Origin of the sequence: Dankookia rubra (genome assembly GCF_004355005.1) — a bacterium.
Taxonomy (GTDB): domain Bacteria; phylum Pseudomonadota; class Alphaproteobacteria; order Acetobacterales; family Acetobacteraceae; genus Paracraurococcus; species Paracraurococcus ruber_A.
The window spans coordinates 17,567-41,535 of record NZ_SMSJ01000039.1; the positions used below are offsets into that span (position 1 = coordinate 17,567).

At 71.8% G+C, this 23,969-nt stretch carries 29 protein-coding genes and 1 pseudogene; 16 read left to right on the forward strand and 14 right to left on the reverse strand.

Annotated features, from left to right (window positions below):
- Window positions 1–33: 33 nt before the first annotated feature.
- The 3 genes and pseudogenes from E2C06_RS22325 to E2C06_RS22335 all read right to left on the reverse strand — a co-directional run.
- Entirely contained in the window at window positions 34–606 is a 573-nt protein-coding gene (locus E2C06_RS22325; protein WP_133290821.1) for a hypothetical protein, read from the reverse strand.
- Window positions 606–1,292: a TerC family protein gene (locus E2C06_RS22330; protein ID WP_241671415.1), complete on the reverse strand. Its 687-nt coding sequence runs from the start codon at window positions 1,290–1,292 to the stop codon at window positions 606–608. The genes E2C06_RS22325 and E2C06_RS22330 overlap by 1 nt, the downstream gene beginning before the upstream one ends.
- Window positions 1,293–1,663: 371 nt before the next feature.
- A pseudogene (locus E2C06_RS22335) lies at window positions 1,664–2,272 on the reverse strand (TerC family protein); the annotation flags it as partial.
- A gap of 223 nt (window positions 2,273–2,495) precedes the next feature.
- Between E2C06_RS22335 and purB the strand changes: the two are divergent.
- The 14 genes from purB (at window position 2,496) to E2C06_RS22405 (ending at window position 12,997) form a co-directional block, all read left to right on the forward strand.
- Window positions 2,496–3,833 carry an adenylosuccinate lyase gene (gene purB, locus E2C06_RS22340; protein ID WP_133290823.1) on the forward strand — a complete coding sequence of 446 codons (1,338 nt, stop codon included), beginning with the start codon at window positions 2,496–2,498 and terminating at the stop codon, window positions 3,831–3,833.
- 87 nt (window positions 3,834–3,920) lie between these two features.
- The gene (locus E2C06_RS22345; protein WP_133290824.1) at window positions 3,921–4,202 is read left to right on the forward strand and encodes a hypothetical protein; all 282 of its coding nucleotides are present in this window, start codon (window positions 3,921–3,923) and stop codon (window positions 4,200–4,202) included.
- A gap of 34 nt (window positions 4,203–4,236) precedes the next feature.
- Entirely contained in the window at window positions 4,237–4,983 is a 747-nt protein-coding gene (locus E2C06_RS22350; protein ID WP_133290825.1) for an NRDE family protein, read from the forward strand.
- The gene (locus tag E2C06_RS22355; protein WP_133290826.1) at window positions 4,980–5,561 is read left to right on the forward strand and encodes a hypothetical protein; all 582 of its coding nucleotides are present in this window, start codon (window positions 4,980–4,982) and stop codon (window positions 5,559–5,561) included. Before E2C06_RS22350 ends, E2C06_RS22355 begins: the two co-directional genes overlap by 4 nt.
- A gap of 173 nt (window positions 5,562–5,734) precedes the next feature.
- Window positions 5,735–6,499, forward strand: coding sequence for a phosphoribosylaminoimidazolesuccinocarboxamide synthase (gene purC / locus E2C06_RS22360; protein WP_133290827.1), 765 nt, complete (start codon window positions 5,735–5,737; stop codon window positions 6,497–6,499).
- A gap of 15 nt (window positions 6,500–6,514) precedes the next feature.
- Complete coding sequence (locus tag E2C06_RS22365; protein ID WP_133290828.1) at window positions 6,515–6,700, forward strand: hypothetical protein; 186 nt, start codon at window positions 6,515–6,517, stop codon at window positions 6,698–6,700.
- Entirely contained in the window at window positions 6,697–6,936 is a 240-nt protein-coding gene (gene purS, locus E2C06_RS22370; protein ID WP_133290829.1) for a phosphoribosylformylglycinamidine synthase subunit PurS, read from the forward strand. The genes E2C06_RS22365 and purS overlap by 4 nt, the downstream gene beginning before the upstream one ends.
- 2 nt (window positions 6,937–6,938) lie before the next feature.
- A complete protein-coding gene (locus E2C06_RS22375) occupies window positions 6,939–7,166 on the forward strand; it encodes a hypothetical protein (protein WP_133290830.1) in 228 nt (75 codons plus the stop codon).
- 7 nt (window positions 7,167–7,173) lie between these two features.
- Window positions 7,174–7,878, forward strand: coding sequence for a phosphoribosylformylglycinamidine synthase subunit PurQ (gene purQ, locus E2C06_RS22380; protein ID WP_133290831.1), 705 nt, complete (start codon window positions 7,174–7,176; stop codon window positions 7,876–7,878).
- A 76-nt stretch (window positions 7,879–7,954) separates the two neighbouring features.
- Window positions 7,955–10,177, forward strand: coding sequence for a phosphoribosylformylglycinamidine synthase subunit PurL (gene purL / locus E2C06_RS22385; RefSeq protein WP_133290832.1), 2,223 nt, complete (start codon window positions 7,955–7,957; stop codon window positions 10,175–10,177).
- 4 nt (window positions 10,178–10,181) lie between these two features.
- Complete coding sequence (locus E2C06_RS22390) at window positions 10,182–10,415, forward strand: BolA family protein (RefSeq protein ID WP_133290833.1); 234 nt, start codon at window positions 10,182–10,184, stop codon at window positions 10,413–10,415.
- A gap of 67 nt (window positions 10,416–10,482) precedes the next feature.
- Complete coding sequence (gene grxD / locus E2C06_RS22395; RefSeq protein WP_133290834.1) at window positions 10,483–10,821, forward strand: Grx4 family monothiol glutaredoxin; 339 nt, start codon at window positions 10,483–10,485, stop codon at window positions 10,819–10,821.
- A gap of 105 nt (window positions 10,822–10,926) precedes the next feature.
- Window positions 10,927–11,913, forward strand: a complete 987-nt coding sequence (locus tag E2C06_RS22400) for an aldo/keto reductase (RefSeq protein WP_338324221.1) — start codon at window positions 10,927–10,929, stop codon at window positions 11,911–11,913.
- Window positions 11,914–12,022: 109 nt separating this feature from the next.
- A complete protein-coding gene (locus tag E2C06_RS22405; protein WP_133290835.1) occupies window positions 12,023–12,997 on the forward strand; it encodes a glycosyltransferase family 2 protein in 975 nt (324 codons plus the stop codon).
- 103 nt (window positions 12,998–13,100) lie between these two features.
- Here the strand turns inward: E2C06_RS22405 and rpsD are convergent, their stop codons facing one another.
- Window positions 13,101–13,718 (reverse strand): 30S ribosomal protein S4, encoded by a 618-nt coding sequence (gene rpsD, locus E2C06_RS22410; protein WP_133290836.1) that lies wholly within the window; start codon window positions 13,716–13,718, stop codon window positions 13,101–13,103.
- Between the two features lie 203 nt (window positions 13,719–13,921).
- Here rpsD and E2C06_RS22415 point away from each other — a divergent pair, with 203 nt between their 5' ends.
- On the forward strand, window positions 13,922–14,125 hold the full coding sequence (locus E2C06_RS22415) for a hypothetical protein (RefSeq protein WP_133290837.1): 204 nt from the start codon (window positions 13,922–13,924) through the stop codon (window positions 14,123–14,125).
- A gap of 16 nt (window positions 14,126–14,141) precedes the next feature.
- Here the strand turns inward: E2C06_RS22415 and E2C06_RS22420 are convergent, their stop codons facing one another.
- The 4 genes from E2C06_RS22420 to cysS all read right to left on the reverse strand — a co-directional run bounded on the left by E2C06_RS22420 (window position 14,142) and on the right by cysS (window position 18,173).
- Window positions 14,142–14,933, reverse strand: coding sequence for a COG3904 family protein (locus E2C06_RS22420; protein WP_133290838.1), 792 nt, complete (start codon window positions 14,931–14,933; stop codon window positions 14,142–14,144).
- Window positions 14,915–15,454, reverse strand: a complete 540-nt coding sequence (locus E2C06_RS22425; protein WP_133290839.1) for a glycine zipper domain-containing protein — start codon at window positions 15,452–15,454, stop codon at window positions 14,915–14,917. Before E2C06_RS22425 ends, E2C06_RS22420 begins: the two co-directional genes overlap by 19 nt.
- 105 nt (window positions 15,455–15,559) lie before the next feature.
- Entirely contained in the window at window positions 15,560–16,363 is an 804-nt protein-coding gene (locus E2C06_RS22430) for an RNA methyltransferase (RefSeq protein ID WP_133290861.1), read from the reverse strand.
- A gap of 379 nt (window positions 16,364–16,742) precedes the next feature.
- Complete coding sequence (gene cysS, locus E2C06_RS22435) at window positions 16,743–18,173, reverse strand: cysteine--tRNA ligase (protein ID WP_133290840.1); 1,431 nt, start codon at window positions 18,171–18,173, stop codon at window positions 16,743–16,745.
- A 206-nt stretch (window positions 18,174–18,379) separates the two neighbouring features.
- Between cysS and E2C06_RS22440 the strand changes: the two genes are divergently transcribed.
- Window positions 18,380–18,703, forward strand: a complete 324-nt coding sequence (locus E2C06_RS22440; protein WP_133290841.1) for a hypothetical protein — start codon at window positions 18,380–18,382, stop codon at window positions 18,701–18,703.
- A 163-nt stretch (window positions 18,704–18,866) separates the two neighbouring features.
- Here E2C06_RS22440 and E2C06_RS22445 read toward each other — a convergent pair whose 3' ends face one another.
- The 6 genes from E2C06_RS22445 to E2C06_RS22470 form a co-directional block, all read right to left on the reverse strand.
- Window positions 18,867–19,655: a lytic transglycosylase domain-containing protein gene (locus tag E2C06_RS22445; RefSeq protein WP_241671416.1), complete on the reverse strand. Its 789-nt coding sequence runs from the start codon at window positions 19,653–19,655 to the stop codon at window positions 18,867–18,869.
- A gap of 72 nt (window positions 19,656–19,727) precedes the next feature.
- Window positions 19,728–21,062, reverse strand: a complete 1,335-nt coding sequence (gene gltX, locus E2C06_RS22450; protein WP_133290842.1) for a glutamate--tRNA ligase — start codon at window positions 21,060–21,062, stop codon at window positions 19,728–19,730.
- Window positions 21,063–21,064: 2 nt separating this feature from the next.
- Window positions 21,065–21,430 carry a hypothetical protein gene (locus E2C06_RS22455; protein ID WP_133290843.1) on the reverse strand — a complete coding sequence of 122 codons (366 nt, stop codon included), beginning with the start codon at window positions 21,428–21,430 and terminating at the stop codon, window positions 21,065–21,067.
- Window positions 21,427–21,816 carry a hypothetical protein gene (locus E2C06_RS22460; RefSeq protein ID WP_133290844.1) on the reverse strand — a complete coding sequence of 130 codons (390 nt, stop codon included), beginning with the start codon at window positions 21,814–21,816 and terminating at the stop codon, window positions 21,427–21,429. Before E2C06_RS22460 ends, E2C06_RS22455 begins: the two co-directional genes overlap by 4 nt.
- A gap of 70 nt (window positions 21,817–21,886) precedes the next feature.
- On the reverse strand, window positions 21,887–22,837 hold the full coding sequence (locus tag E2C06_RS22465) for a DMT family transporter (protein WP_133290845.1): 951 nt from the start codon (window positions 22,835–22,837) through the stop codon (window positions 21,887–21,889).
- Entirely contained in the window at window positions 22,783–23,952 is a 1,170-nt protein-coding gene (locus E2C06_RS22470) for a nicotinate phosphoribosyltransferase (RefSeq protein WP_133290846.1), read from the reverse strand. Before E2C06_RS22470 ends, E2C06_RS22465 begins: the two co-directional genes overlap by 55 nt.
- Window positions 23,953–23,969 lie beyond the last annotated feature (17 nt).

Consider the following 23,969-nt stretch of genomic DNA (forward strand, 5'->3'; position numbering starts at 1 on the left):
GCGCGATGTCACCACCGCCCGCGGCCGCGAACCTCAGGATCCCCGCAGGGCCGCCAGGATGGCCGTGGCGAATGCGCGCGGATCGGCCGGTGCCGGGTCCCGCTGCGGCATGGTCACCCGCAGCCGCAGCAGGCCGCCGCCGATGCCGCCGGCGCAGAGCAGGCCCTGCACCCGTTCCCGCCCATAGCTGCCGGTGGTCTCGGCGCAGGCCAGGCCCGGATCGGCGGCGTCCGGCAGGACGAACTGCGCGGTCTCCCGCTGCTTGCGGTGGCCGGGGGCGCGGAGCGCCTCCTCCAGCAGCCCGGCCAGCGCCGCCGCGGCGGCCGGCGAGGCGGCGCCGGTGGGCACCGGTCCCTCGGGCAGGCGATCGAGCTCGAGGATGGCGCCGGCGGCGATGCGGCCGCGGGTGGCATAAGCCACCTCCTGCCCGTCCAGCCGCTGCGGCAAGGGCAGGGTGGCGCCACGGCGGAAGCCGGCCGCCTCCTCGGGCAGCCGTGCCGCGAGGGCGACCGGGGCGGCAGGGGGCGGCGCCGTCTCCGGCGCCGCGCAGGTGGCGAGGGCCAGCGCGCCGGCCAGCCCGACGGCGCGCAGCGCCCCGCTTGGCATCAGCCCGGGAGGCCGATCGACGCCTCGGCCGGCGCGGCCACCAGGGCCGGGCGCTGCTGCAGCGCGGCATGCTCGCCGCCCAGCAGGCCGAGCCGGTGGACATCCTCGTAGATCATCTTGAAGCCGATCCAGACGATCAGCGCCACGCCGACATAGGCGATCCAGCGGTAGCGCTCGAGCAGCTTCGAGATCAGCGTTGCCGCGACGCCCATCAGCAGGATCGAGATCACCAGGCCGAGCACCAGCATGGGCATGTTGCCATGTGCCGCGCCGGCGACCGCCAGGACGTTGTCGAGGCTCATCGACACGTCGGCAACGACGATCTGTCGCAGCGCCGTCGCCATGGTCTTCACCTCGGCGGGCTCGTGATGACCGGTCTCGTCCGCCTTGTCCTCGGCCCGCAACTCCTTGAAGAAACCGAAGGCGATCCAGAGCAGCAGCAGGCCGCCGACCAGCAGCAGGCCGGGCACCGCCAGCAGCTGCACCGCCGCGAGGCTGAGGACGATGCGGAGGACCACGGCCAGCACCATGCCGAACATGATGGCGCGGGGCCGCTGCTCCGCCGGTAGGCCGGCCGCGGCGAGTGCGATGAGCACGGCATTGTCGCCGGACAGGATGATGTTCACGCCGAGGATTTCGGTGAGCGTGAACCAGTTAAAGCTCGCCATGAGCGAGGTCATGTCCATTCCGCGACGTCTCCGGCCAGAAGAAAGTTGGGCGATTTGGCCGGATTTCCGGCGGCCGGCAAGCTAGGGGAGGCGCGGCGGCCTGTGAAGCCGCCGGTCCCTGCTTGCGCGCCGCCCGCCGCGCTGGACGGCGCCCGCTATTCGGCCGGGCTCAGCTGTGGCCGCAGGGCCGCCGCGGGCACCGAAGCATGGTGCGGCACGGCGGCCTGCGGCGCCTCCGCCCCGCCCAGCCGGCGGATGACGCCGACCGTCGACGCGGCGACGGCGGCGATCACCACCACCTGCGCCAGCGTCGCCGCCGCCCACATCCAGGCCGGGAAGACATCCGGCAGGGCGAGGTAGCCGAGCGGCAGCATCAGGAAGGCATAGGCGCCCGGCACCGTGTCGGCGACCTGATGGGTGCCCTCCCAGACCATGTCGGCGGCGACGTAAAGGATGACCAGCAGGCCGACCCAGGCGATCCAGCGATGCCGGTTCAGCAGGTTGGCGATCAGCGTCGCCGCCACGCCCATCAGCACGACCGAGATCGCCAGGCCGGCGACCAGCACCCAGGTGTGGTCCTTTGCGGCGCCGGCCACGGCCAGCACGTTGTCGAGGCTCATGGAAATGTCGGCGACCAGGATCTGGGTGATGGCCTGCGGCAGGGTCTTGCGCGGCGCCTCGGCCTGGGCCGCGGCGCGTTGCGCCTCGGTCTCGCCGCCATGGCCGCCGTCGCGCAGCTCCCGGTACATCTTCCAGCAGACCCACAGCAGCAGCACGCCGCCGGCCAGGGTGATGCCGACGATCGCCAGCAATTGGGCGGTCACCGCGGCGAAGCCGATCCGCATGATGGTGGCGGCAATGATGCCCCAGAAGATCGCCTTGCGCCGCTGGTCCGCCGGCAGGCCGGCCGCGGCCATGCCGACCACGATGGCATTGTCGCCGGCCAGGACGATGTCGATGAACAACACCTGGGTGAGCGGGACGAGCCAATCGGGCATGGTGCGGTTCCTGCAACGTCGGCCGGGTCTGGCTGGGGCCGGTGGATGGTTATCCGGCCGCACATAAACATTCGGCAATCTATTCGCAACCCCGGGGACGGATTCGGGATGTCCTCGCCGGGCGGCCCTTGCCAAGCAACGGGCCGGCGGTTCAAACCGCGCGCCTGACCGACACATCGCCGCCGCGCGCCGAAGCGTGGCCGCCCGAACGCCCGAGGCCCGGATGGTCCCCCGCTACACCCGCCCGCAGATGGCCGCGATCTGGTCCCCCGAGGAGCGCTTCCGGATCTGGTTCGAGATCGAGGCCCTGGCGGCCGAGGCGATGGCCGAACACGGCGCCATCCCGGCCGAGGCGGCGAAGGCGATCCGCGAGAAGGGCACGCCCCGCGCCGCCTCCATCGGCGCGGCGGAGGTCGAGGCGATTGACGAGATCGAGCGGGTCACCCGGCACGACGTCATCGCCTTCCTGACCTGGATGCAGGAAGGCATCGGCCCCGAGGCGCGCTTCATGCACCAGGGGTTGACCAGCTCCGACGTGCTCGACACCAGCTTCGCGGTGCAGCTCACCCGCGCCGCCGACCTGCTGATCGCCGACGTCGACGCCCTGCTGGCGGCGCTGAAGGCCCGGGCCGAGGAGCACAAGTACACCCCCACCATCGGCCGCAGCCACGGCATCCATGCCGAGCCCACGACCTTCGGCCTGAAGCTCGCCGGCCACTACGCCGAGTTCGCCCGCAACCGCGCCCGGCTGGTCGCCGCCCGGGCCGAGATCGCCACCTGCGCCATCAGCGGCCCGGTCGGCACCTTCGCCAGCGTCGACCCGCGGGTCGAGACCTATGTGGCCGAGAGGCTCGGGCTGGCGGTGGAGCCGGTCTCGACCCAGGTGATCCCGCGCGACCGCCACGCCGCCTTCTTCTCCGCGCTCGCCGTGGTCGCCGCCGGGATCGAGCGTCTCGCGACCGAGGTGCGGCACCTCCAGCGCTCCGAGGTGCGCGAGGCGGAGGAGTTCTTCCATGCGGGACAGAAGGGCTCCTCGGCCATGCCGCACAAGCGGAACCCGGTGCTCTCGGAGAACCTGACCGGCCTCGCCCGTCTGGTGCGCAGCCATGTCGTCCCGGCGCTGGAAAACGTGACGCTCTGGCACGAGCGCGACATCAGCCACTCGAGCGTCGAGCGGGTGATCGGCCCGGACGCCTGCATCGGGCTCGATTTCGCCCTCTCCCGCGCCACCGGGATGATGGAGAAGCTCACCGTCTACCCCGAGCGGATGGCCGAGAACCTCGAGAGCCTCGGCGGCGTGGTGCACAGCCAGAAGGTCCTGCTGGCGCTGACCCAGGCGGGGCTGAGCCGGGAGGACAGCTATTCGGCGGTGCAGCAGGCGGCGATGGCGACCTGGACGAAGCTGGGCCGCGCGGATGCGCGGAGCTTCGCCGAGAACCTGCTGGCCAATCCGGCGGTCGCCGGCAAGCTCGATGCCGCGGCCCTGGCGACGGCGATGGACCCGCAGCGGGACTTCCGCCATGTCGACACGGTCTTCGCCCGGGTCTTCGCGGCGGCGTGATGCCGCTGCCCAAGGCGGGCCGTCCCGCCGCCGCGTTTCCGCCCCACCGCGCGCCTATATGGGGTGTCGATGAGGAGGGTTGCCGCGATGCGCCGTCTGAAGCTTCTGTTCGTCGCCGCCGCGGCCGGGCTCGGCGCGCTGGCGCTGGCATCGCCGGCCGAGGCGCATGGCTACTGGTACGGGCCTGGGCCAGGCTTCTACCGCCCGCCGCCGCCGCGCTACTACCGGCCGCCGCCGCCGGTCTATTACCGGCCGCCGCCGCCGGTATATTACGGCCCGCCGCCGGCCTATTTCCCGCCGCCGCCGCCACCGCGCTACTACGCGCCACCGCCGCCGCCACCGCCCTACGGCTACTACCGCCGCTGGTAGCGCCGCCCGGCCCCGCCACTGGGGGGCTGCGCGCATGTGCACGGTGATCCTGCTGCACCGGCCGGGCCATGCCTGGCCGGTCCTGGTCGCCGCGAACCGCGACGAGATGCTGGACCGCGCCTGGGACCCGCCCGGCGCCTGGTGGCCCGACCTGCCCGCCGTGACCGGCGGGCGGGATCGCTTGAGCGGCGGCACCTGGATGGCGGCCAACCGGGCCGGCGTCGTGGCCGCGGTGCTGAACCGGCCGGGCAGCCTGGGCCCGGCGCCGGACAAGCGCAGCCGCGGCGAGCTGCCGCTGCTGGCGATGCGGGAAAGCACCGCCGCCGAGGCCGCCGCAGCCATCGCCGCCCTGCCCGCGGCGGACTGGCGCCCCTTCAACATGGTCATCGCCGACCGCCAGGGCGGGATCTTCCTGCGCGGTGAGGGCCGCGGCCGCCCCGAGCAGCTGCCGCTGCCGCCTGGGCTGTCGATGATCACCGCGCTCGACCCGAACGACCTGGCCAGCCCGCGCACCGCCCGGCACCTGCCGCGCTTCCGCGCCGCCCCAGTGCCCGACCCCGTCGCCGGCGACTGGGCCGGGTGGGAGGCGCTGCTGGCCGATGACAGCATCGCCGAGAGCCGCGCCGATACGCTGCGGGTGCCGCCCGGCGACGGCTTCGGGACGGTCTGCACCAGCCTGCTGGCGATCGCGGCGGGCGGTGCCCTCGACTGGCGCTTCGCCGCCGGCCCGGCCGGCACGGCGGCATTCCGGCCAGTGGCTGTCGGAGCGCCGCGGGCATGACCGCGGGACGGCGGACCCTGCTGGGCTTGGCGGGGCTGGTGCTGCCGGCGGCAGCCTGGGCCCAACCGCTGCCGAAGCCGCCGGCGCAGCCGAAGCCGCCGGCCGGGAAGCCGGCGAAGCCCGCCGGCCGCGCCGCGCCGCCGCAAGCAAAGGCCGCGCCCGCCACCCGTTCAGCGAAGGCCCGTGACGAGAATCCCCGGGTCGAAAGGCGCAGCACCGGGCAGCAGGGCGCCGAGCAGCAAGCCGGGCCCGAGCCCGCGGCAGGAACCGGTCCGGCGCCACGGGGCCCGGTCCCGGCGCGGGAGGACGCGCCGACGCTCCGCCCCCTGGACCGGGAGCTGGTGCGGCAATGGCTCACGGCCAATCCGGACTGGCGCCCGGCCGGCCACCCGCTCCCGGTCGGCGAGGGCCGGTCCCTGCCCCCCGGCCTGCCACGACGGCCGCTGCCGCCCGAGCTGGCGGTGGTGCTGCCCTATTTTCCGGGCTATCGCTATGCCGCGGTGGGACCCGACCTGGTGCTCTACACCAGTGGGACAGAGGTGGTGGCCAGCCTGCTGCGCGGGGCGCTCAACCGCTAGGCAGGCCCCCCGCCAAGCGCCGGGCGCGGGTCTGCCCCCCCGCCGCCCGCCGGAGCCCGACCCGTGGCGGTAGCGCATCCCCCTTGCTATAGGACGCTGCCGGCGCGCCCGGCCCGCCGGGGCGCCAGGCGCCGGGCCCGGGGCGCGCGGCAGCATGAAGGACCGATCAGACCATGGCGCGACGCCGGCAGCTCTATGAGGGCAAGGCCAAGATCCTGTTCGAGGGACCGGAGCCGGGCACCCTCGTGCAGTACTTCAAGGACGACGCCACGGCGTTCAATTCCGAGAAGAAGGGCACCATCACCGGCAAGGGCGTGCTGAACAACCGCATCAGCGAGTACCTGATGATGCGGCTGATGGATATCGGCGTGCCGACCCATTTCATCCGCCGGCTGAACATGCGGGAACAGCTGATCCGCGAGGTGGAGATCATCCCGCTCGAGGTCGTGGTGCGGAACGTCGCCGCCGGCAGCCTCTCGACCCGCCTCGGCATCGCCGAGGGTACCCGGCTGCCGCGCTCGATCATCGAGTACTACTACAAGAACGCGACGCTGAAGAACCCGCTGGTCTGCGAGGAGCACATCACCGCCTTCGGCTGGGCCGCGACCCAGGACCTCGACGACATCGTCGCGCTGACCTTGCGGATCAACGACTTCCTCACCGGCCTTTTCCTCGGCGTCGGCATCTCCCTTGTCGACTTCAAGATCGAGTTCGGCCGGCTCTACGAGAACGAGGAGATGCGGATCGTCCTGGCCGACGAGGTCAGCCCGGACAATTGCCGGCTCTGGGACAGCAAGACAGGCGAGAAGATGGACAAGGACCGCTTCCGCCGCGACCTCGGCAAGGTCGAGGAAGGCTACCAGGAAGTCGCCCGCCGGCTCGGCATCCTGCCGGAAGCCGGGGTCAGGGACCTCAAGGGTCCCGAGATGATGCAGTAAGGGGGGGGGGCAGCGATGCTGGCGCGGTTCCTGGAGGCGGTCGTGGTGCTCTGCGCCGTCATCGGCTTCTACGCCCTGCTCTCCCTGCTGGGGCTCTTCCCGGCAACGACCTGGCCGCTGATCTTCGCGGTGATCGGCAGCTATGGCTGCTACCTTTTCGGCCGCTACGGGCGGCGTCTGCTGGGCGGTGACGCGACATGAAGGTGCTGGTGACGGTGATGCCGAAGGCGGGCGTGCTCGACCCGCAGGGCAAGGCGATCGGGCATGCGCTGGCGGGCCTCGGCTTCGCCGGTGTCGGCGAGGTGCGCGCGGGCAAGGTGATCGAGCTCGAGGTCGCCGAGACCGATGCCGCGGCAGCGAAGCAGGCGGCCGAGGCGATGGCCCGCAAGCTGCTGGCCAATACGGTGATCGAGAGCTTCCGCGTCGAGATCGCCTGACCTTGGTCAAGCTCTCCCTCCTCATCCTGCTCGTGCTGACGGTGCTGATCGCCTTCGGCCTGCGCTGGCGGGAGGAACGGCTGCCCAAGGTCAGGGCGGCGCGGCGCCCCGGCTGGCTCGATCAGCAGAAGCACAAGCTGAACCGCTGGATGACGGCGGCGACCTTGGCGACCTTGGTGACGATATTGGTGCTCGGCGGCCTGCACTGGCTGCGGGTGTTGCAGGGATGATGGTGTGATGCGCGCAGGAATCGTCCTTTTCCCCGGTACCAACCGCGAGCGGGACATGGCGCTCGCGCTGCAGCGGGTGACCGGCCACAGGCCGGAGATGCTCTGGCACCGCGACACCGCGCTGCCGGCGGGCACCGACCTGGTGGTGCTGCCGGGCGGCTTCTCCTATGGCGACTACCTCCGCTGCGGCGCCATGGCGGCGCAGAGCCCGATCATGCAGGCGATCAAGGCCTTCGCCGATCAGGGCGGGCATGTGCTCGGCGTCTGCAACGGCTTCCAGATGCTGACGGAAGCCGGCCTGCTGCCGGGTGCGCTGCTGCGGAACGCGACGCTCCGCTTCCTGTCGATGGACTGCCGCATGCGGGTCGAGCGCACCGACACGCCCTATACCAACCGCTTCCAGCGCGGCCAGGTCTTCCGCTCGACCATGGCGCACGGCGACGGCAACTACTTCGCCGACGACGCGACGCTCGAGCGGCTGGAGGGCGAGGGGCTGGTGGCGCTGCGCTACGCGACCCCGGCCGGCGAGGCGACCGCGGCCGCCAACCGCAACGGCAGCGCCCGCAACATCGCCGGCATCCTCTCGCCCAACCTCAGGGTGCTCGGCCTGATGCCGCACCCGGAGAACCAGGTGGACCCGGAGATCGACGGCACGGACGGGCTGCCGCTGTTCGAGAGCCTGGCGGCGACCCTGGCGACGGCGGCCGCGTGACCCGGCGGCGACCCGCCGCCCTGCCTTCCCCCTGCCATTCGCCCGGCTTCCGGGCGCGCTTTCCGGGCCCCCTCGCATGACCCAGACCCCTGCCCTTCTCGCCCCCGAACGGGCCCGCCAGCTCGCCGCCGAATACGGGCTGAAGCCGGACGAGTACGACCGCGTCCTCGCCATCCTCGGCCGCGCGCCCTCGCTCTGCGAACTCGGCATCTTCAGCGTGATGTGGTCGGAGCATTGCTCCTACAAGTCGAGCCGGGTCTGGCTGAAGGAGCTGCCGACGAAAGCCCCCTGGGTGATCCAGGGCCCGGGCGAGAATGCCGGCGTCATCGACATCGGGGATGGGCTGGCGGCGGTCTTCAAGATGGAGAGCCACAACCACCCCTCCTTCATCGAGCCCTACCAGGGTGCCGCGACCGGCGTCGGCGGCATCCTGCGCGACGTCTTCACCATGGGCGCCCGCCCCATCGCCAACCTCAACGCGCTCCGCTTCGGCATGCCGGACGCTCCGCGGATGAAGCAGGTGATCGACGGCGTGGTGCGCGGCATCGGCGGCTACGGCAATTGCGTCGGCGTGCCGACCGTGGGCGGCGAGGTCAACTTCCACCCGCGCTACAACGGCAACCCGCTGGTCAATGCCATGACCGTCGGCATCGCCCGGGCCGACCGGATCTTCACCGCCGCCGCCAGCGGCGTCGGCAACCCGGTGGTCTATGTCGGGTCGAAGACCGGCCGCGACGGCATCCATGGCGCGACCATGGCCAGCACCGAGTTCACCGCGGATTCCGAGGAGAAGCGCCCGACCGTCCAGATCGGCGACCCCTTCACCGAGAAGCTGCTGATCGAGGCCTGCCTCGAGCTGATGGCGACCGACGCCATCGTCGCCATCCAGGACATGGGCGCCGCCGGCCTGACCAGCAGCAGCGTCGAGATGGCCGGCAAGGGCGGCATGGGGATCGAGCTTGAGTTGGACCGCGTCCCCCAGCGCGAGACCGGCATGACCGCCTACGAGATGATGCTCTCCGAGAGCCAGGAGCGCATGCTGATGATCCTGAAGCCCGGGCGGGAGCACGTGGCGGAAGCGATCTTCACCAAGTGGGAACTGGACTTCGCCGTCATCGGCCACCTGACCGATACCGGCCGGATCGTGCTGAAGCACAAGGGCCGGCTCGAGGCCGATATCGAGCTCGCGCCGCTGGAATCGGAAGCTCCGCTCTACCGCCGGCCGACCGCCGAGACGCCGAGGCAGGCGGTGCTGGACGCCGCCGCGATCGCCGACCCGGTGGGGCCGGAGGCGGCGCTGCTGACCCTGGTCGGCAGCCTCGACCTCTGTTCCCGCCGCTGGATCTGGGACCAGTATGACAGCATGGTCGGCGGCCAGACCGCGCGGCGGCCAGGCGCGGCCGATGCCGCCATCGTCCGGATCGAGGAGAGCCGGCGGGCGCTGGCGATGACCACCGACTGCACCCCGCGCTACTGCCTCGCCGATCCCGAGGAGGGCGGCAAGCAGGCTGTGGCCGAGGCCTGGCGGAACATCACCGCCACGGGCGGCCTGCCGCTGGCGATCACCGACAACATGAATTTCGGCAACCCGGAGAAGCCCGAGATCATGGGGCAGTTCGCGGCAGCCGTGCGCGGCATGGCGGCCGCCTGCATCGCGCTCGACTTCCCGGTCGTGAGCGGCAACGTCTCGCTCTACAACGAGACCGAGGGGCGCGGCATACTGCCCACCCCCGCCATCGGCGGCGTCGGGGTGCTGGACGACGTGGCCCAGGCGGTCGGGCTTGGCCTCAAGCCCGGCCTCGACCTGGTGCTGGTCGGCGAAACCCGGGGCTGGCTCGGCCAGTCGCTCTGGCTGCGCGAGATCGCCGGGCGGGAGGACGGCGCGCCGCCGCCGGTGGACCTGACGGCCGAGCGGCGCAACGGCGATGCGGTGCGCGGCTGGATCCGCCAGGGCCTGGTCGCCGCCAGCCACGACCTCTCGGATGGCGGGCTGCTGGTGGCGGCGGCGGAGATGGCGATGGCCGGCGGCGCCGGCGCGGTGCTGGATGCCGGCCCGGCCGGCATCCCGGCGCATGGCTGGTGGTTCGGCGAGGACCAGGGGCGCTACCTGCTGGCGGTGCGGGACGGGGACGCGATGCTGGCCGCGGCCAAGGCCGCCGGCGTCCCGGCGATCCGGATTGGCCGGAGCGGTGGGGAGGCCTTGGTTCTGCCCGGCGGACAGTCCATATCCGTCGCGAAGCTGGCAGAGGCGCATGAGCGCACCCTGCCGGCGCTGATGGCGGAAGCTGGGGGGGCTTAGGCGGATGGCGATGCAGCCGGCGGAGATCGAGGCCTTGATCAAGGCGGCCCTGCCCGATGCCCAGGTCACGATCGAGGACCTGGCGGGCGACGGCGACCACTATGCCGCGACCGTCGTCTCCGAAGCCTTCAAGGGGAAAAGCCGGGTGCAGCAGCACCAGATCGTCTATGCCGCGCTGCGCGGCCGCATGGGGGGCGAGCTGCACGCCCTCGCCTTGCAGACCTCGGTGCCGGGCTGACACCGACGCCATTCCAGGACCAACGGCGCGTCATGCGCCGCCACCGATCGCAGGAAGGATGAGAGCGATGACCAATCCGGTGTTCGAGCGCATCGAGAGCGATATCAAGGCGAACCCCGTCGTGCTCTACATGAAGGGCACGCCGGTCTTCCCGCAATGCGGCTTCTCAGCCCGCGTGGTGCAGATCCTTTCGCACCTGGGCGTGCCCTTCAAGGGCGTGAATGTCCTGGAGGACGCGGAGATCCGCGAGGGGATCAAGGCCTTCACCAACTGGCCGACCATCCCGCAGCTCTATGTTGGCGGCGAGTTCGTCGGCGGCTGCGACATCATCATGGAGATGTTCCAGGCCGGCGAGCTGTCGACGCTGATGAAGGACAAGGGCATCCCGGTCTCCGCCGAGGCCTGAGCCGAACGGCGCCCGCCCGGGCTGCGGCCCGGGCGGGCCATACTCGACGCCGCCTGCGACCCTGCTAGGCTTCCCCCTGGGCGAAGCACGAACGGGGTGAACCGCATGGCCAACTTGCCGCATCGCAGCCTGGGCCGGACCGGCCTTTCGGTCTCCGCCATCGGGCTCGGTTGCATGTCGCTCTCGGGCATCTACGGGGAGGCGGACGACGCCGCCTCGGTCGATCTCGTCCGCGCCGCCATCGACCGCGGCATCGACCACTTCGACAGCTCCGACATGTATGGCTGGGGCCACAACGAGGAGGTCCTCGGCCGCGCGCTGGCCGGCCTGCGGGACCGCGTGGTGCTGGCGACGAAGTTCGGCCAGACCCAGAACCCCGGCGGGGCGAATGGGGTCAACGGCTCCCCCGACTATGTCCAGCAGGCCTGCGAGGCTTCGCTCAGGCGGCTCGGGGTCGAGGTGATCGACCTGTATTACCAGCACCGCGTCGACCCGATCGTGCCGATCGAGGAGACGGTCGGGGCGATGAAGCGGTTGGTGGAGCAGGGCAAGGTCCGCTTCCTCGGCCTGTCGGAGGCCCGGCCGGAGACCATCCGCCGCGCCCATGCCGTCCACCCCATCGCCTGCGTGCAGACCGAGTATTCGCTGCTCTACCGGGAGGAGGCGGAGGAGACCCGCGCCACGACGCGGGAGCTCGGCATCGGCTTCGTCGCCTACAGCCCGCTCGGTCGCGGCTTCCTCACTGGGGCGATCCAGGAATTCGCCCAGGTGGACGGGCGGCGCGCCGCACATCCTCGGTTCCAGGAGGCGAATTTCGCCGCGAACCGTGCCCTGGTGGCGAAGGTCGAGGCGATCGCCGCGGAGAAGGGCTGCACCCCCGCGCAGCTCACGCTGGCCTGGCTGCTGGCGCAGGGCGAGGACGTCGTCGCCATTCCCGGCACCCGCTACCTGCCGCGGATCGAGGAGAACCTCGGCACCCTGGGAGTCACGCTGTCGCCTGCGGAGGTGGCCCGCATCGCTGCCGCCGTCCCGAGCGGCGCCGCTGCCGGCACCCGCTACCCACCCGGCGCGATGAAGGCAGTCTATGCCTGACCCGGCAGACTAGACCGAGCCGGAGGGGATCGCCTTCCCCCGGGCTTTTGTTCGTTCTTCCCCCGTGTGTGACGCCGGGAAGGGGCCCGCCTGTGCGACCCCTGCCCGCATGTACCGCGAATTCGCCACACCCGCCCCCACCGTCTCCATCCTGACGCCCGCCTATGACGTCGCCCGGTTCGTGGGCGCCGCGGTCGACAGCGTGCTGGCGCAGAGTTTTCCGGACTGGGAGATGATTGTCGTCGACGACGGCTCCCGTGACGGCACGGCCGAGGTCGTGGCCGAGCGGCGCGACCCGCGGATCCGGCTGATCGCGCAGGAGAATGCAGGCGTCTCCGCCGCCCGCAGCCGGGCGATGGCGGAGGCGCGTGGCGAGGCGATCCTGTTCCTCGATGCCGACGACTGGCTGGCACCGGATGCGCTGTCGCGCCTCTTGGCGGCGCTGGCCGAGGCGCCGGAGGCGGTTGGCGCCTATGGCGGCTATGTCGTGATGGCCGAGGACGCGCGGCCGGGCGATGCGCCGCTGCGCCGCAAGGCCGGTCCCTTCCCGTCCGGTGATCTGCTCGAGACGCTGCTGGTCGAGAACCTCTTCGCCAATGGCGGCCACCTGCTGCTGCGTCGCGACGCGGTGCGACAGGCCGGGCCCTTCCTGCCGCAGCTCCGCTACGGCGAGGACTGGGAATACTGGATCCGGCTCTCTCTGCAGGGTCCCTGGGCGGTGGCGGCGGGCGCGGCGCCGATCCTGTATCTGCGACAGCGGTCGGGCAGTGCCTATCACCGCATGGCGCGCGACCCGGCGGCCTTTGCCCCGGCGATGCTGGCGATCTGGGGCAACCCGGCGCTGGAGGCGCGGCTCGGGCGGTCCCGCTTCCTGCAGATCCAGCGGCGGGCGGAGGCGGAGAATGCCTGGATCGTCGGGCGGGAGCTGATCCGGCACGGCCAGCGGGCGCAGGGGCTGGAGCGGCTGCGGGCCTCGGTCGCCCAGGCGCCGACCCCGAAGCGGGCGCTGCTGCTGGCGGCGGCGCATGCGATGCCCATGCTGCCGCGGGCGCTGCACGGGCCTTTCGTCGCCTATCCGGGGTAGCCCGCGGAGTCCCCGGGCGGAGACAGCCGGGGCCTGAAGCAACGCAAAACGCCGGGCCCTCGCGGGCCCGGCGTTCGGGGAAGCCTCGGTAAGGCGGCCAGGGTCAGCGCGAGTAGAACTCGACGACCAGGTTCGGCTCCATCTGCACCGGATAGGGCACGTCCGACAGTTTCGGGGCGCGCAGGAAGCGGCCACGCATCGCGCGGTGGTCCACCTCGATGTATTCCGGCACGTCGCGCTCGCCGTTCTGCGCCGCATCCAGCACGCAGGTCAGCTGCTTCGAGCGCTCCTTGACCTCGATCGTGTCGGTGTCACGGACCTGGTAGGACGGGATGTTGAGCCGCTTGCCGTTGATCAGCACGTGGCCGTGGTTGACGAACTGCCGCGCCGCGAAGGGGGTCAGCGCCAGCTTCATCCGATAGATGACGGCGTCGAGGCGACGCTCCAGCAGCTCGATCAGGTTCTCGGAGGTGTCGCCCTTGCGGCGCACGGCCTCCTCGTAATACTTGCGGAACTGCTTCTCGCCGATATTGCCGTAGTAGCCCTTCAGCTTCTGCTTCGCCATCAGCTGCACGCCGAAGTCGGTCGGCTTCTGCTTGCGGCGGGCGCCGTGCTGGCCGGGGATCGTCTCACGCTTGTTGATCGGAGACTTGGCGCGGCCCCAAAGGTTGACGCCGAGGCGGCGGTTGATCTTGTACTTGGATTCGAGACGCTTGGTCATACTGGTCTGCGTCCGCTCCCGGTTCCGGGTTGCGGCCTTCCTTGCGGTGTTGTCCCGGTAGGCCCCGGCCCCGCATGGGCCAAGGCGGGCGCATGCCGGACCAAGTCGCCTTGGGGCATGTCCACGTTCCCAGGAAGAGGCGGGGGTTTAGTCGGAGGCGTCCCGCCTTGTCAAACCGCAAAACCCGGGCCTAATCGGACCGCATGAGCGTGACGCGCGAAGAGATCCTGGTGCTCGGCCTGACGGCCGGCGTGGTGGGCAGCCTGGTCGGCGGGCTGATGCTCGGCATCGGGCTCGGCCTGGCGGTGAACGGCGCCAATATCGGCTGGCTGCTGGTGCTCCCGGCGGCGCCGGTGGCCGGGCTGCTGGGCTATGCGCTGGCGCGGAAGCTGGCGAAGCGGGTCTGACCCGCCCCGCGGCGCCTCAGTTCACGTTGACCACCACCAGGTCCCGCAGCTCGTCCTTGTCCAGGCAATAGACGTCGCGGTTGCGGGTGCGGAAGGTCGGCGTCATCAGCCGCAGCGAGACCTGCATCTCGACGAGGTAGCGCGCCCAGGAGGCGGCGATACGCGCCGCCGTGCCCTGCATGACCTCGATCACCTCCCGCGTCGCGTCCGGCCCGCCGTCCCTGATGATGTTGGTCAGGCGGTTGAACAGCTCGGGGTCGCTGGCGGCGAACATGTGGACGCAATACTTGGCATTGCCGTCGATCCGCCGCAGCACGCCGCCGAGGAAGGCCATGGTGCAGATGCTGTCGCATTCGGCGCCGTGCGGCACCCGCGTGGCGAGCTTGCGGGCCCGGATCAGCCGGCCGATCGCCAGCCCGTCCTCCACCGAGCCGCCGGGCGAGTTGAACAGCACCTCCCGTATACCGGGGTTGGTGTCGAGCACCTGCTCGAAGCGGTCGGCATCGCCCGGCGCGAAGGGGCCCTGGACGGTCAGCGCCGGGCGGTCCCCGGCCATCCGCACGACCTGAAGGTCGAGCTGCCGTACCGCGGCGGGCCGCGGCGGTTGCACCGGCCGCTGCGGCTCCGCCAGCCGTTCGGGCGGGCGCCGCGGCGGCTCCGGCGACTGCCGGCGCGGGGCGGCCGGCGGCGCCTCTTCCTCCTCCTGCTGCGGCGGGGGCGGGCCCTTCGGCCCCTGGGCCGCCGCCATGCCGGGCAGCGACAAGGCCGCCGCCAGGCACAGGCCGGCGATCAGGTGGCGGGCTGCCATTGGCCGTTCCCGCCCTCGCAATACCGGCTGTTCTGCACGACTTCCTTGCCGCCGATATAGGCGACCTCGCGCACCGTGCGGCATTCGCCGGTGCCGGCGGCCGGGCGGTCGACCGAGACCAGCGTGGCGCTGCCCTGGGTCGGGTTTTTCTCGGACCGCCAGGTGGCCTGCGGCGCGCGGGCCCTGGGCGGGGCATAGCTGCGTCCCGGCGCGACCGGCGGCGCCTGCACCGGCTGGGCCAGCACCTGCATGGTCGCCTGCTGCGCCCGCTGGCGGTCGCGCTCGTCCAGGTTCTGGCCGATCACGCTGCCGGCGAAGCCGCCGGCCAGCGCCCCGACCAGAGCCCCTACCGCGGCGCCGGTATTGTTGCCGCCGATCAGCCTTCCGCTGAGCCCGCCGAGCAGGGCGCCGCCGCCGGCGCCCATCAGGGCACCCGACTGCTGGTTGTTCATGTTCTGGCAGCCCCCTAAGGGCAGCCCGCAGGCGATCAGCAGAAGCAGGATGACGCCGGGACGACGCATGCGATGGATTCTCCCTGAGGCGAAGCGGCAACCGCGGCATCATCGGCCGGTCGGGATCGTGCCTTCCTACACGATCGGGTGCGGCGCAGTCCCGGACCGGCGGGCCTAGTCCTCGGGCCGGCCGCGCCGCATCCGGCCGCGCGACAGCTCCGTCACCACCCCGTGCAGGGTGCGCAGTTCCTGCTCGGTCACCTCGCCGCGCTCGAACCAGTGGCGCAGGTTGCGGACCATGCCGGGACGCTTCGGCAGGTTGTCGAGGAAGCCGGCGGCATCCAGTTCGGCGACCAGCCGGCCGAGGAAGCCTTCCAGCTCGCCCTTGGTGGCAACATGGGTCTCGTTGGTCTGCAGCTGGCGCGGCGGGGTCGGCTCGGCGGCCGTCCACCACTCATAGGCTAGGATCATCACCGCCTGCGCCAGGTTGAGCGACATGTGCTCGGGGTTCAGCGGGTAGCGGACCAGGGTGTCGGCGCAGGCGACGTCGTCGTTCTCGAGCCCCGCGCGCTCCGGCCCGAACAGCACGGCGGTGCGGAGGCCGCGGCCATTGATCTCGCGCAGGTCCTCGGCCGCGGCGCGGGCGGTGCGCAGCGGGACGACGATGTGGCGCGGCCGCGGGCAGGTGGCGAAGACCCGGTGGCAGTCGGCAACGGCGCTGGGGACGTCAGGGAAGACCTGCGCCGCGTCGAGGATCGGGTCGGCGCCGGACGCGGTGCGCCAGGCGCGGTCCTGCGGCCAGCCGTCGCGCGGCGCCACCAGCCGCAGGTGGAAGAGCCCGCCATTGGCCATGGCGCGGGCGACCGAGCCGATATTCTCCGCCAGCTGCGGCCGGACCAGCACGATGATGGGGCTTTCGCCCGGCGCCGGGTGCAGGTCGGCCGAGGGCTTGCCGCCGCGGGTCCAGGCTTCCGGCATCAGCCGGTGGGCACCGAGGCCGAAGGCGAGCGCCGGCCGCAGCCGCCAGCCCCCCTCCCCCGTCGGCTCGGCCAGCAGCAGCAGCGGGTCGGCGGGCGGGTCCACCTCCATCGCCACGGCGAGCTCGACGGCGAGCGCCCGGTAGGCCTCGATCGGCTGCTTGGCCGCCGCGGCCAGCACCGCTTCCTCAGCGGTGCAGTCGGGTGCATCCAGATGCGCCCGCAGCCAGGCCCGCTTCGGGTCGGTCAGCGCGATGCGCTTGATGGCGTCCAGCCAATGCTCGGGCGAGGCAGTCAAACCGGCGCTTCCTCAAACCCAGAGAAAACGGTGGGTGGGGGGACCGGCGGGAGAGAGGTACTCTCTCTTCCCCGGTTCACGGTCACAGGCGCCGCCAAGTCGTCCCCTGCGGCCCATCCTCCAGCAGGATCCCCTTGCCCTTCAGCTCGTCGCGGATTCGGTCGGCGGCAGCGAAGTCGCGCGCCTTCCGCGCCGCCAGCCGGTCGGCGATCGCCTGGTCCACCCAGGCGGTGTCCTCGCCGCCCTGCAGCCAGGCCTGCGCCTCGCCCTGGCAGATGCCGAGCACCGCCGCCGCCTCGCGGAAGGCCAGCGCCGCGATGCCCGGGACCACGGGCCATTGCTTGCCGGCGCGGTGCAGCACGGTGGCGGCCGAGCCGCCGACGCTGGCCACGTTCTCCAGCGTGCGCAGGTCGCGCAGCCGGGCCAGGGCGAGCGGGGTGTTCAGGTCGTCGCGCAGCGGCTCCAGCGCCCAGTCCGTCATCTCGGCTTGGCTAGCCTCATGCCCCGCCGGCGGCTCGATGGCGCGGGCCAGCATGGCGTAGTGGTCGTCGAGCTCGACCTTGGCCTCCTCGAGCCCGGCGAAGGTGAAGTCGAGGTCCGAGCGGTAGTGGGTGCGCAGCAGCAGCAGGCGGAAGGCTTCCCCGGCCCAGGCGCCGCGCGCCAGGATGTCCCGCACGGTCAGGAAGTTGCCGAGCGACTTCGACATCTTCTCCCCGTCGACGCGGAGCATGCCGTTGTGCATCCAGTACCGCGCCATGGCGGGGGTGCCGAAGGCGCAGCGGCTCTGCGCCACCTCGTTCTCGTGGTGCGGGAAGAGCAGGTCCTGGCCGCCGCCATGGATGTCGAAGACCTCGCCGAGGGCCTGCCAGGACATGGCGGAGCATTCGATGTGCCAGCCAGGCCGGCCGCGGCCCCAGGGACTGTCCCAGCCCGGCTGCTCCGGGGTGCTCGGCTTCCACAGCACGAAGTCGCCGGGGTCGCGCTTGTAGGGGGCGACCTCGATCCGCGCGCCGGCCAGCATCTCCTCCTGGTTGCGGCCCGACAGGGCGCCGTAGTCGGCGAAGGAGGCGACGCTGAACAGCACATGGCCCTCGGCGGCATAGGCATGGCCATTGGCGACCAGCCGCTCGATCAGCGCGATCATCGGCGCGATGCTGTCGGTCGCGCGCGGCTCCTGGTCCGGCGGCAGGGCGCCGAGGGCGGCCATGTCGCGGTGGAAGTCGGCCGTGGTGCGGGCGGTGATGGCGCCGATCGGCTCCCCGCTTTCCTGGGCGCGGGCGGTGATCTTGTCCTCGACATCGGTGATGTTGCGGACATAGGTCACGCGCGGGAAGAGCCGCCGCAGCAGGCGCGCCAGCACGTCGAAGACCACCACCGGGCGGGCATTGCCCAGATGCGCCAGGTCGTAGACCGTCGGGCCGCAGACATAGAGCCGGACATGGGAGGGGTCGATCGGCGCGAAGGGCTCGCGCGCGCGGGTCAGGCTGTTGTGCAGCGTCAGGTCGTTGGTCATCACGGCGCATCCATAGTCCGGTCGCGGGCAGAACGCATCATCGGCCGCGCATGCGGCGGGCGTTTCAACGGCGACAGGGCTGGATGGCGACCATGCCGCAGCATGCCCGAGGGGATGAGGCCAGGCCACCGAATTGCGAAGGGCGGGTGGGGGAACCCCCGGGAGCGGAAAGGCTTTTGGCTGCTCACCACACGGGAGAAAAAGCCATGATCCGCAACATCGCCATGGGTCTTGTCGCCGCTACCCTGGTCGCCGCCCCGGCCCTCGCGCAGCGCGACGGCACCCCCGGCAACCCGCCGAGCACCGCGACCCAGCGGACCCTCGACCGCGCCACGGGCAGCGCGCCGACCCCGGCCGACGGGACCCGCGGCAACCCGCCCGGCACCGCCGCGGGCCGCGCCATCGACCGCGCCACGGGATCCAACACGACCGGCGCCAACCCGAGCCACGGCACCGGCGTCAGCCGCACCCCGATGAACGACACGACGCACCGCGGCACCACCGGCACGACCACCGCGCCGGCCCGCTAGAGCGGCTTCCGTTCGCCCCGGCTCACGACAACCACTCCATCCGCTTGTTTCCGCGAGTATCGTTACCCGATCCGGTGCATCCACCGGATCGGTCTCTGTTCTGAAGCGGGACATCCTGGCCGGGTGGAAGCGCTCGGCCGGGCACCGGACCAAGAGCGGGGGCTCAAGGACGGGGAGACAGCGTCCCCGTCGGCGCCCAGGGGGTGACCAGCCCACCGCCGTCGAAGGCACGCAGCGAAGGGTCGGCCGCAGCGTAATCCTCAACCCGCATGCCGCCGCCGGCATAGGCGCCGAGATCGGCAGCCTCCACCACCCGTGCGGTCGGCAGCCGCGTCATTGCCCCGGCCGGCAAGCCTAGTTGCGGCGCGACACTGGCGAGATAGTGTTCCGTCTCCTCCGGCAGGATCATGCTGCCGGCCAGCCAGGCCGCGGTCCGTTCCGGCCCGGCATTGTAGGCGGCCAGGAAGGCCGGGGCGCCGAAGCGGTCATGCATGGCCCGGATATAGGCCGCGCCGGCCAGGATGTTGTCGCGCGGCTCATAGGGATCCGGTCCCAGCCCGTGCCGCGCCGCCAGCGTGTCGTAGGTCCGCGGCATCACCTGCATCAGCCCCATGGCGCCGACCGGCGAGGTGATCGGGCGGCCGCTGGAATCAAACTGCCGCCCACCGCTCTCCTGCCGCATCACCGCGCGGATCCAGCGTTCCGGCACCTGGAAGCGGGCGGCAGCCTCCCGGACATGCGGGCCCCAGGGATCGCCGGACGGGCCGGGGACGACATAGGCGCCCGGCGCCCGCGCGCGGTAATAGCGGGCCTCGGCGCGGGAGGCGTCGAGGTCATAGCCGTAGTCGCCGTTGCCGTCATAACCGCGCCGGCCGTCCCAGACCGCGGCGGGACGGGCGCAGCCGGCCAGCAAGGCAAGCAGCAGGAAGGGCAGCAGACGGTTCTGGCGCATGATCGGGCACCGGGGCGGCAGGGCGCCGCATCCTGCCACGCGAGAAATGACCGGATCATGGCCCCGTGGTGGTCAGCCCGCGGCGGCGACCCGCAGCCGCTGCGCCACCTTCTCCGGCCCGATCAGCGGCAACAGGGTCTTCATCTCCGGTCCGTGCTCCTCCCCGGTCAAGGCCAGCCGCAGCGGCAGGAACAGCGGCTTACCCTTGCGGCCGGTCGCCTCCTTCAAGGCACCGGTCCAGGCGGCCCAGGTCGCCTCGTCCCAGGGGGCGGGTGGCAGGGCGGCAAGGGCGGCGCGGAAGAACTCCGCCTCCCCCTCCTGCGGCGGCGGGACCAGGGTGCCGCGCACCACCTCGAACCATTCCTTCGCTTCCGAAAGCAGGTCGAGATTGCCCCGGATGGCGTTCCACCAAGCTTCGTCGGCGCCCTCCGGCAGCAGCCCCCGGACGCTCTCGAAGCTGGCCTCGTGCAGGTGCCGGCGGTTCAGCGCCAGCAGTTGCTGGACGTCGAAGCGGGCCGGCGACTTCGAAATGGCGACCAGCCGAAAGCCGGCAACGAGGTCGCGCGGCAGGCCGGGCATCGCGTCCTGCGCGGTGCCGAGCGCGGCGAGGTAGCCGGCCAGCGCCGCCGGCTCGATCCCATCCTTGCGGAGCTGGCGGAGCGAGAGCGAGCCGAGCCGCTTCGACAGCGGCCCGCCATCGGCATCGATCAGCAGCGGCAGGTGGATGAAGCGCAGCTTCTCCGGATTGCCGCCGAGCGCCTGCCAGAGGTCGATCTGCACGCCAGTGTTGGTGACGTGGTCCTCGCCGCGAACAATATGCGTCACGCCGCTCTCGAGGTCGTCCACCACGCTGGTGAAGGTGTAGAGCGGCGTGCCGTCGGCGCGCAGCAGCACCGGGTCCGAGAGGCTCGGCAGCTTGACGGTGCGCGGGCCGAGCACGCCGTCCAGCCAGCTCACCTCCCGCATGTTCAGCTTGAAGCGCCAGTACGGCGTCTTGCCGTTGGCCAGCGCCCGCTCGTACTGCTCCTTCGTCATTTTCAGCGCGCCGCGGTCGTAGATCGGCGGGCGCTTCTGGCGGAGCTGCTGCTCGCGCTTGTAGCGCAGCTCCTCCTCCGACTCGAAGCAGGGGTAGAGCCGGCCGGAGGCCTTCAGCGTCTCGGCCGCCGCGGCATAGAGCGGCATGCGGTCGGACTGACGGAAATGCTCGTCCCAGTCGAGGCCGAGCCAGCGCAGGTCCTCCTCCAGCGCCTCGGCGTATTCCGACTTGCTGCGCTCGGTATCGGTGTCGTCCAGCCGCAGCAGCACCCGGCCGCCAAGCTGACGGGCGAGCAGCCAGTTGACCAGCGCGGCGCGGGCATTGCCGACATGGAGGTAGCCCGTCGGCGAGGGGGCGAAGCGGAGTTTCACGATCAGGGCTCCAGCGCGGCGTAGTCGGTGTCCTGCTTCCGCGCCGCAGGATTGGCGATGCAATGGGTGACCCAGGCGGCCAGGTCGAAGCCGGGCGTCTCGGCATATTCGCCCCAGCGGTCGTACATCTCGGCGAGTTCAGCCGGGGATGCGGCCTCGCGGCGCAGGTCCTCGACCTGGGCGCGGACGAAGCGGCGGGCGTATTCCTGGGCCGCCTCTGCCGAGGCGAAGCCCTCGACCTGCCATTCCTCCTCCGGGTCGCCCTCGTCGGCAAAGTCGCCGCAGCGGACCCGGTGGCGGCCGGTATCCCGGGCCGGCCGATTCAGACCTCCGCGCCCGCCGGCGCTCAGGTCATCGGGGCGGCTCATTCCTCCTCCTCCGCGGCCACGTCGTCCTCGTCCCGGCGAGGGTCGAGCGCCCGCCAGTTGCGGTCCTCGGCATCCAGCGGCGGGCGGGCGGCGAAGTCGTTGAGCTCGGCGGCGCTCCGCCAGGCCTGCTCGGCGCCGCCGACCACCTCGGCATCCTCGCCGAAGGCGAACCAGGCGGCGATGACGGCGTCCGGCCGCATGCCGCGCGTGCGGCAGCGCTCCATGCTGTCCCGCACGTAGCGGCGGGCAAAGGCATTGGCGTGCTCCAGCGTCTGGAAGCCGCCGATGGTCTCGACCGGGTCGGCGCCGTTACCGCCCGAGAGATCGAGGATGCGGACGGCGAAGCCGCCCGGCGGGCTGAACAGGCCGGTATCGAAAGCGCTCATCGGAAGGGTCCGCGGATCATGGAGGCAGCCATAACGCCGCGCGCTGCGGAACGCACGCGGGGCGGCGCGATCAGCCCGGCCGGTCGGGCCGCAGCACCGCGAGCGCCAGGCCGGCACAGACCACGGCGACCGCCAGCAGCCCCATAGGCGACAGCGCCTCGCCCAGCAGCGGCCAGGCGAGCAGCGCGGCGAGCCCCGGCACCGCGGCGCCGATCATGGTGGTCGGCCCCGGGCCGAGCAGGGCGACGCAGCGGGTATAGAAGAAGCCGGCCAGGAGGACCGAGCCGATGCCGTGGAAGGCCGCCTGGCTGGCGATCACCGGCCAGGAGGCCTGGGCCAGGTTGGAGGGCAGCAGCAGGTACCAGACCGGCAGGTAGAGCGGCCCGGTCAGCAGCGCGACGGTCAGGGTCGCCTCGATCGCCCGCAGCCGCCAGCGCTGCACCAGCAGGGTATAGACCGCCCAGCCGGTAACCGCCGTCAGGAACAGCAGCGTGCCGGTCCAGGCACCCTCGAAAGCTCCGGCGGTGGCTTGGCCCAGCAGCAGGCAGCCGGCGGCGACGATGCCGAGGCTCGCGGCCCGCCACGGCCCGATCCGCCCCTGCCCCATGGCGACGCTCAGCAGCGCCGCCGCCACCGGCAGCCCGGCCGCCATCACAGTCGAGCCCTGGGCCGCCGGCGCCAGCTGGTAGCCGGCATAGGCACAAAGGGGAAAGCAGAGACCGGCGAAGACGACGATGGCCGGCCAGCGCCGCGGCGGGATGCGCGGCAGGCCGAACCAGGCGAGCAGCGGCAGCGCGGCGAGGAAGGCGCCGCCGAAGCGCAGCGCCGCCACGTCCCAGGGCGTCAGCGCCTGCCGCACGGTCAGCCGCGACATCAGGTGGAAACTGACCCAGATGCAGAGCAGCCCGGCCGCGCAGGCCCAGCCCGCGAGCCGGTCGCGCCGCCGCGCAGCCTCCGCAGGAAAGCTCAGCCGCCGTGGTTCCCGTTCTTCTTCCGGTCGCCATTCCGCCGCAGCAGGAATTCGCGACCGACCTTCACCCGCGGCGCGCCGTCATAGGAAACGATATCGGCGGTGGCATAGGTCTCCGACCAGATGTCGGGCAGGTAGCTGCCGGTGCCGACCACGTCGATCGGCGCCTTGGCATCGGCCATGACCCGGCATTTCTGCACGTTGAAGCCGGATGAGGCGACGATCCGCACCTTGGGGAAGCCGGCCTCGTCCAATGCCTCCCGCATCCGCCAGATGGCGCTGGCGGAGACGCCGGTGCCGACGAGGTGGCGCAGCTCGGTCTCCGAGCGGTAGCGGCGGATGGCGCCGGGCGCGTGGCGTTCCAGCACGGCGTAGCTCTCGGCCGGGTCCAGCCCCTCGAGGAAGCGCCCGCCGTGAGTATCGAGCCGGACCGCGACCTTGCCGGCCGCCGCCAGCTCGGGGAAGCGGCGGCAAACGGCCAAGCCATCCGTCACCTCCCGGCCGAAGTAGTCGACCAGGACCGTGAGGTTCTCGTCCGGAAAGGCCTCCTGGAACATCTCGGCAGCGCGAAGGGTGCTGCCGGCATAGCCGATCAGGGCATGCGGCATGGTGCCATAGCCGCGCGGCGCGCCGAACCAATGGGCGGTGGCGTCGGTGGCGTTGCCGATGAAGCCCTTCGCCCCTTCCTTGATGGCGGCGCCACCGCCGACGCTGGCGGCATAGGCCATCATGTTAGCCATCTCGGCGCCGGCGCAGTGCCGCGCATCCATGGCCAGGAAGGAGACGTCCGGCAGCTCGACGCACATCTGGTAGGCGTTGTGCGCGGCGACGCAGGGCGGGCCGAGCTTCTGCAGGTAGAGCGTCTCGAGGTCGGCGAGCTCGACCAGCGACCCCGTGACGTAGAGCAGCGGGTCGCCGGCGCCGACCCAGGTGCCCTCCGGGTGCATCAGCTCGATCTCGAACCGCGTGCCGCGGTCGCGGGCCACGCTTTCGAGGAACTCCACCGCCAGCCGCGGCGCACTGACCACGGGGCGGCGGAGGAAGACCGCATAAGTGACGCGGACATCGCCGAAGCGCTGCACGATCGCCCGGGTGCGGTTGAAATAGGCGTCGGTGCGGGCGGAGATCGCCGCATCGCTGGGTCCCGCCGGCGGCGATCCGTCCATCGTGCTTCCCCCTTGGC

What these genes read in the sequence shown, in the direction of transcription:
- E2C06_RS22325 (WP_133290821.1), bottom strand. Translation starts at nt 606, where the DNA reads ATGCCAAGCGGGGCGCTGCGCGCCGTCGGGCTGGCCGGCGCGCTGGCC.
- E2C06_RS22330 (WP_241671415.1), bottom strand. Translation starts at nt 1,292, where the DNA reads ATGGACATGACCTCGCTCATGGCGAGCTTTAACTGGTTCACGCTCACC.
- purB (WP_133290823.1), top strand. Translation starts at nt 2,496, where the DNA reads ATGGTCCCCCGCTACACCCGCCCGCAGATGGCCGCGATCTGGTCCCCC.
- E2C06_RS22345 (WP_133290824.1), top strand. Translation starts at nt 3,921, where the DNA reads ATGCGCCGTCTGAAGCTTCTGTTCGTCGCCGCCGCGGCCGGGCTCGGC.
- E2C06_RS22350 (WP_133290825.1), top strand. Translation starts at nt 4,237, where the DNA reads ATGTGCACGGTGATCCTGCTGCACCGGCCGGGCCATGCCTGGCCGGTC.
- E2C06_RS22355 (WP_133290826.1), top strand. Translation starts at nt 4,980, where the DNA reads ATGACCGCGGGACGGCGGACCCTGCTGGGCTTGGCGGGGCTGGTGCTG.
- purC (WP_133290827.1), top strand. Translation starts at nt 5,735, where the DNA reads ATGGCGCGACGCCGGCAGCTCTATGAGGGCAAGGCCAAGATCCTGTTC.
- E2C06_RS22365 (WP_133290828.1), top strand. Translation starts at nt 6,515, where the DNA reads ATGCTGGCGCGGTTCCTGGAGGCGGTCGTGGTGCTCTGCGCCGTCATC.
- purS (WP_133290829.1), top strand. Translation starts at nt 6,697, where the DNA reads ATGAAGGTGCTGGTGACGGTGATGCCGAAGGCGGGCGTGCTCGACCCG.
- purQ (WP_133290831.1), top strand. Translation starts at nt 7,174, where the DNA reads ATGCGCGCAGGAATCGTCCTTTTCCCCGGTACCAACCGCGAGCGGGAC.
- purL (WP_133290832.1), top strand. Translation starts at nt 7,955, where the DNA reads ATGACCCAGACCCCTGCCCTTCTCGCCCCCGAACGGGCCCGCCAGCTC.
- E2C06_RS22390 (WP_133290833.1), top strand. Translation starts at nt 10,182, where the DNA reads ATGGCGATGCAGCCGGCGGAGATCGAGGCCTTGATCAAGGCGGCCCTG.
- grxD (WP_133290834.1), top strand. Translation starts at nt 10,483, where the DNA reads ATGACCAATCCGGTGTTCGAGCGCATCGAGAGCGATATCAAGGCGAAC.
- E2C06_RS22400 (WP_338324221.1), top strand. Translation starts at nt 10,927, where the DNA reads ATGGCCAACTTGCCGCATCGCAGCCTGGGCCGGACCGGCCTTTCGGTC.
- E2C06_RS22405 (WP_133290835.1), top strand. Translation starts at nt 12,023, where the DNA reads ATGTACCGCGAATTCGCCACACCCGCCCCCACCGTCTCCATCCTGACG.
- rpsD (WP_133290836.1), bottom strand. Translation starts at nt 13,718, where the DNA reads ATGACCAAGCGTCTCGAATCCAAGTACAAGATCAACCGCCGCCTCGGC.
- E2C06_RS22415 (WP_133290837.1), top strand. Translation starts at nt 13,922, where the DNA reads ATGAGCGTGACGCGCGAAGAGATCCTGGTGCTCGGCCTGACGGCCGGC.
- E2C06_RS22420 (WP_133290838.1), bottom strand. Translation starts at nt 14,933, where the DNA reads ATGGCAGCCCGCCACCTGATCGCCGGCCTGTGCCTGGCGGCGGCCTTG.
- E2C06_RS22425 (WP_133290839.1), bottom strand. Translation starts at nt 15,454, where the DNA reads ATGCGTCGTCCCGGCGTCATCCTGCTTCTGCTGATCGCCTGCGGGCTG.
- E2C06_RS22430 (WP_133290861.1), bottom strand. Translation starts at nt 16,363, where the DNA reads ATGCCGGAAGCCTGGACCCGCGGCGGCAAGCCCTCGGCCGACCTGCAC.
- cysS (WP_133290840.1), bottom strand. Translation starts at nt 18,173, where the DNA reads ATGACCAACGACCTGACGCTGCACAACAGCCTGACCCGCGCGCGCGAG.
- E2C06_RS22440 (WP_133290841.1), top strand. Translation starts at nt 18,380, where the DNA reads ATGATCCGCAACATCGCCATGGGTCTTGTCGCCGCTACCCTGGTCGCC.
- E2C06_RS22445 (WP_241671416.1), bottom strand. Translation starts at nt 19,655, where the DNA reads ATGCGCCAGAACCGTCTGCTGCCCTTCCTGCTGCTTGCCTTGCTGGCC.
- E2C06_RS22455 (WP_133290843.1), bottom strand. Translation starts at nt 21,430, where the DNA reads ATGAGCCGCCCCGATGACCTGAGCGCCGGCGGGCGCGGAGGTCTGAAT.
- E2C06_RS22460 (WP_133290844.1), bottom strand. Translation starts at nt 21,816, where the DNA reads ATGAGCGCTTTCGATACCGGCCTGTTCAGCCCGCCGGGCGGCTTCGCC.
- E2C06_RS22470 (WP_133290846.1), bottom strand. Translation starts at nt 23,952, where the DNA reads ATGGACGGATCGCCGCCGGCGGGACCCAGCGATGCGGCGATCTCCGCC.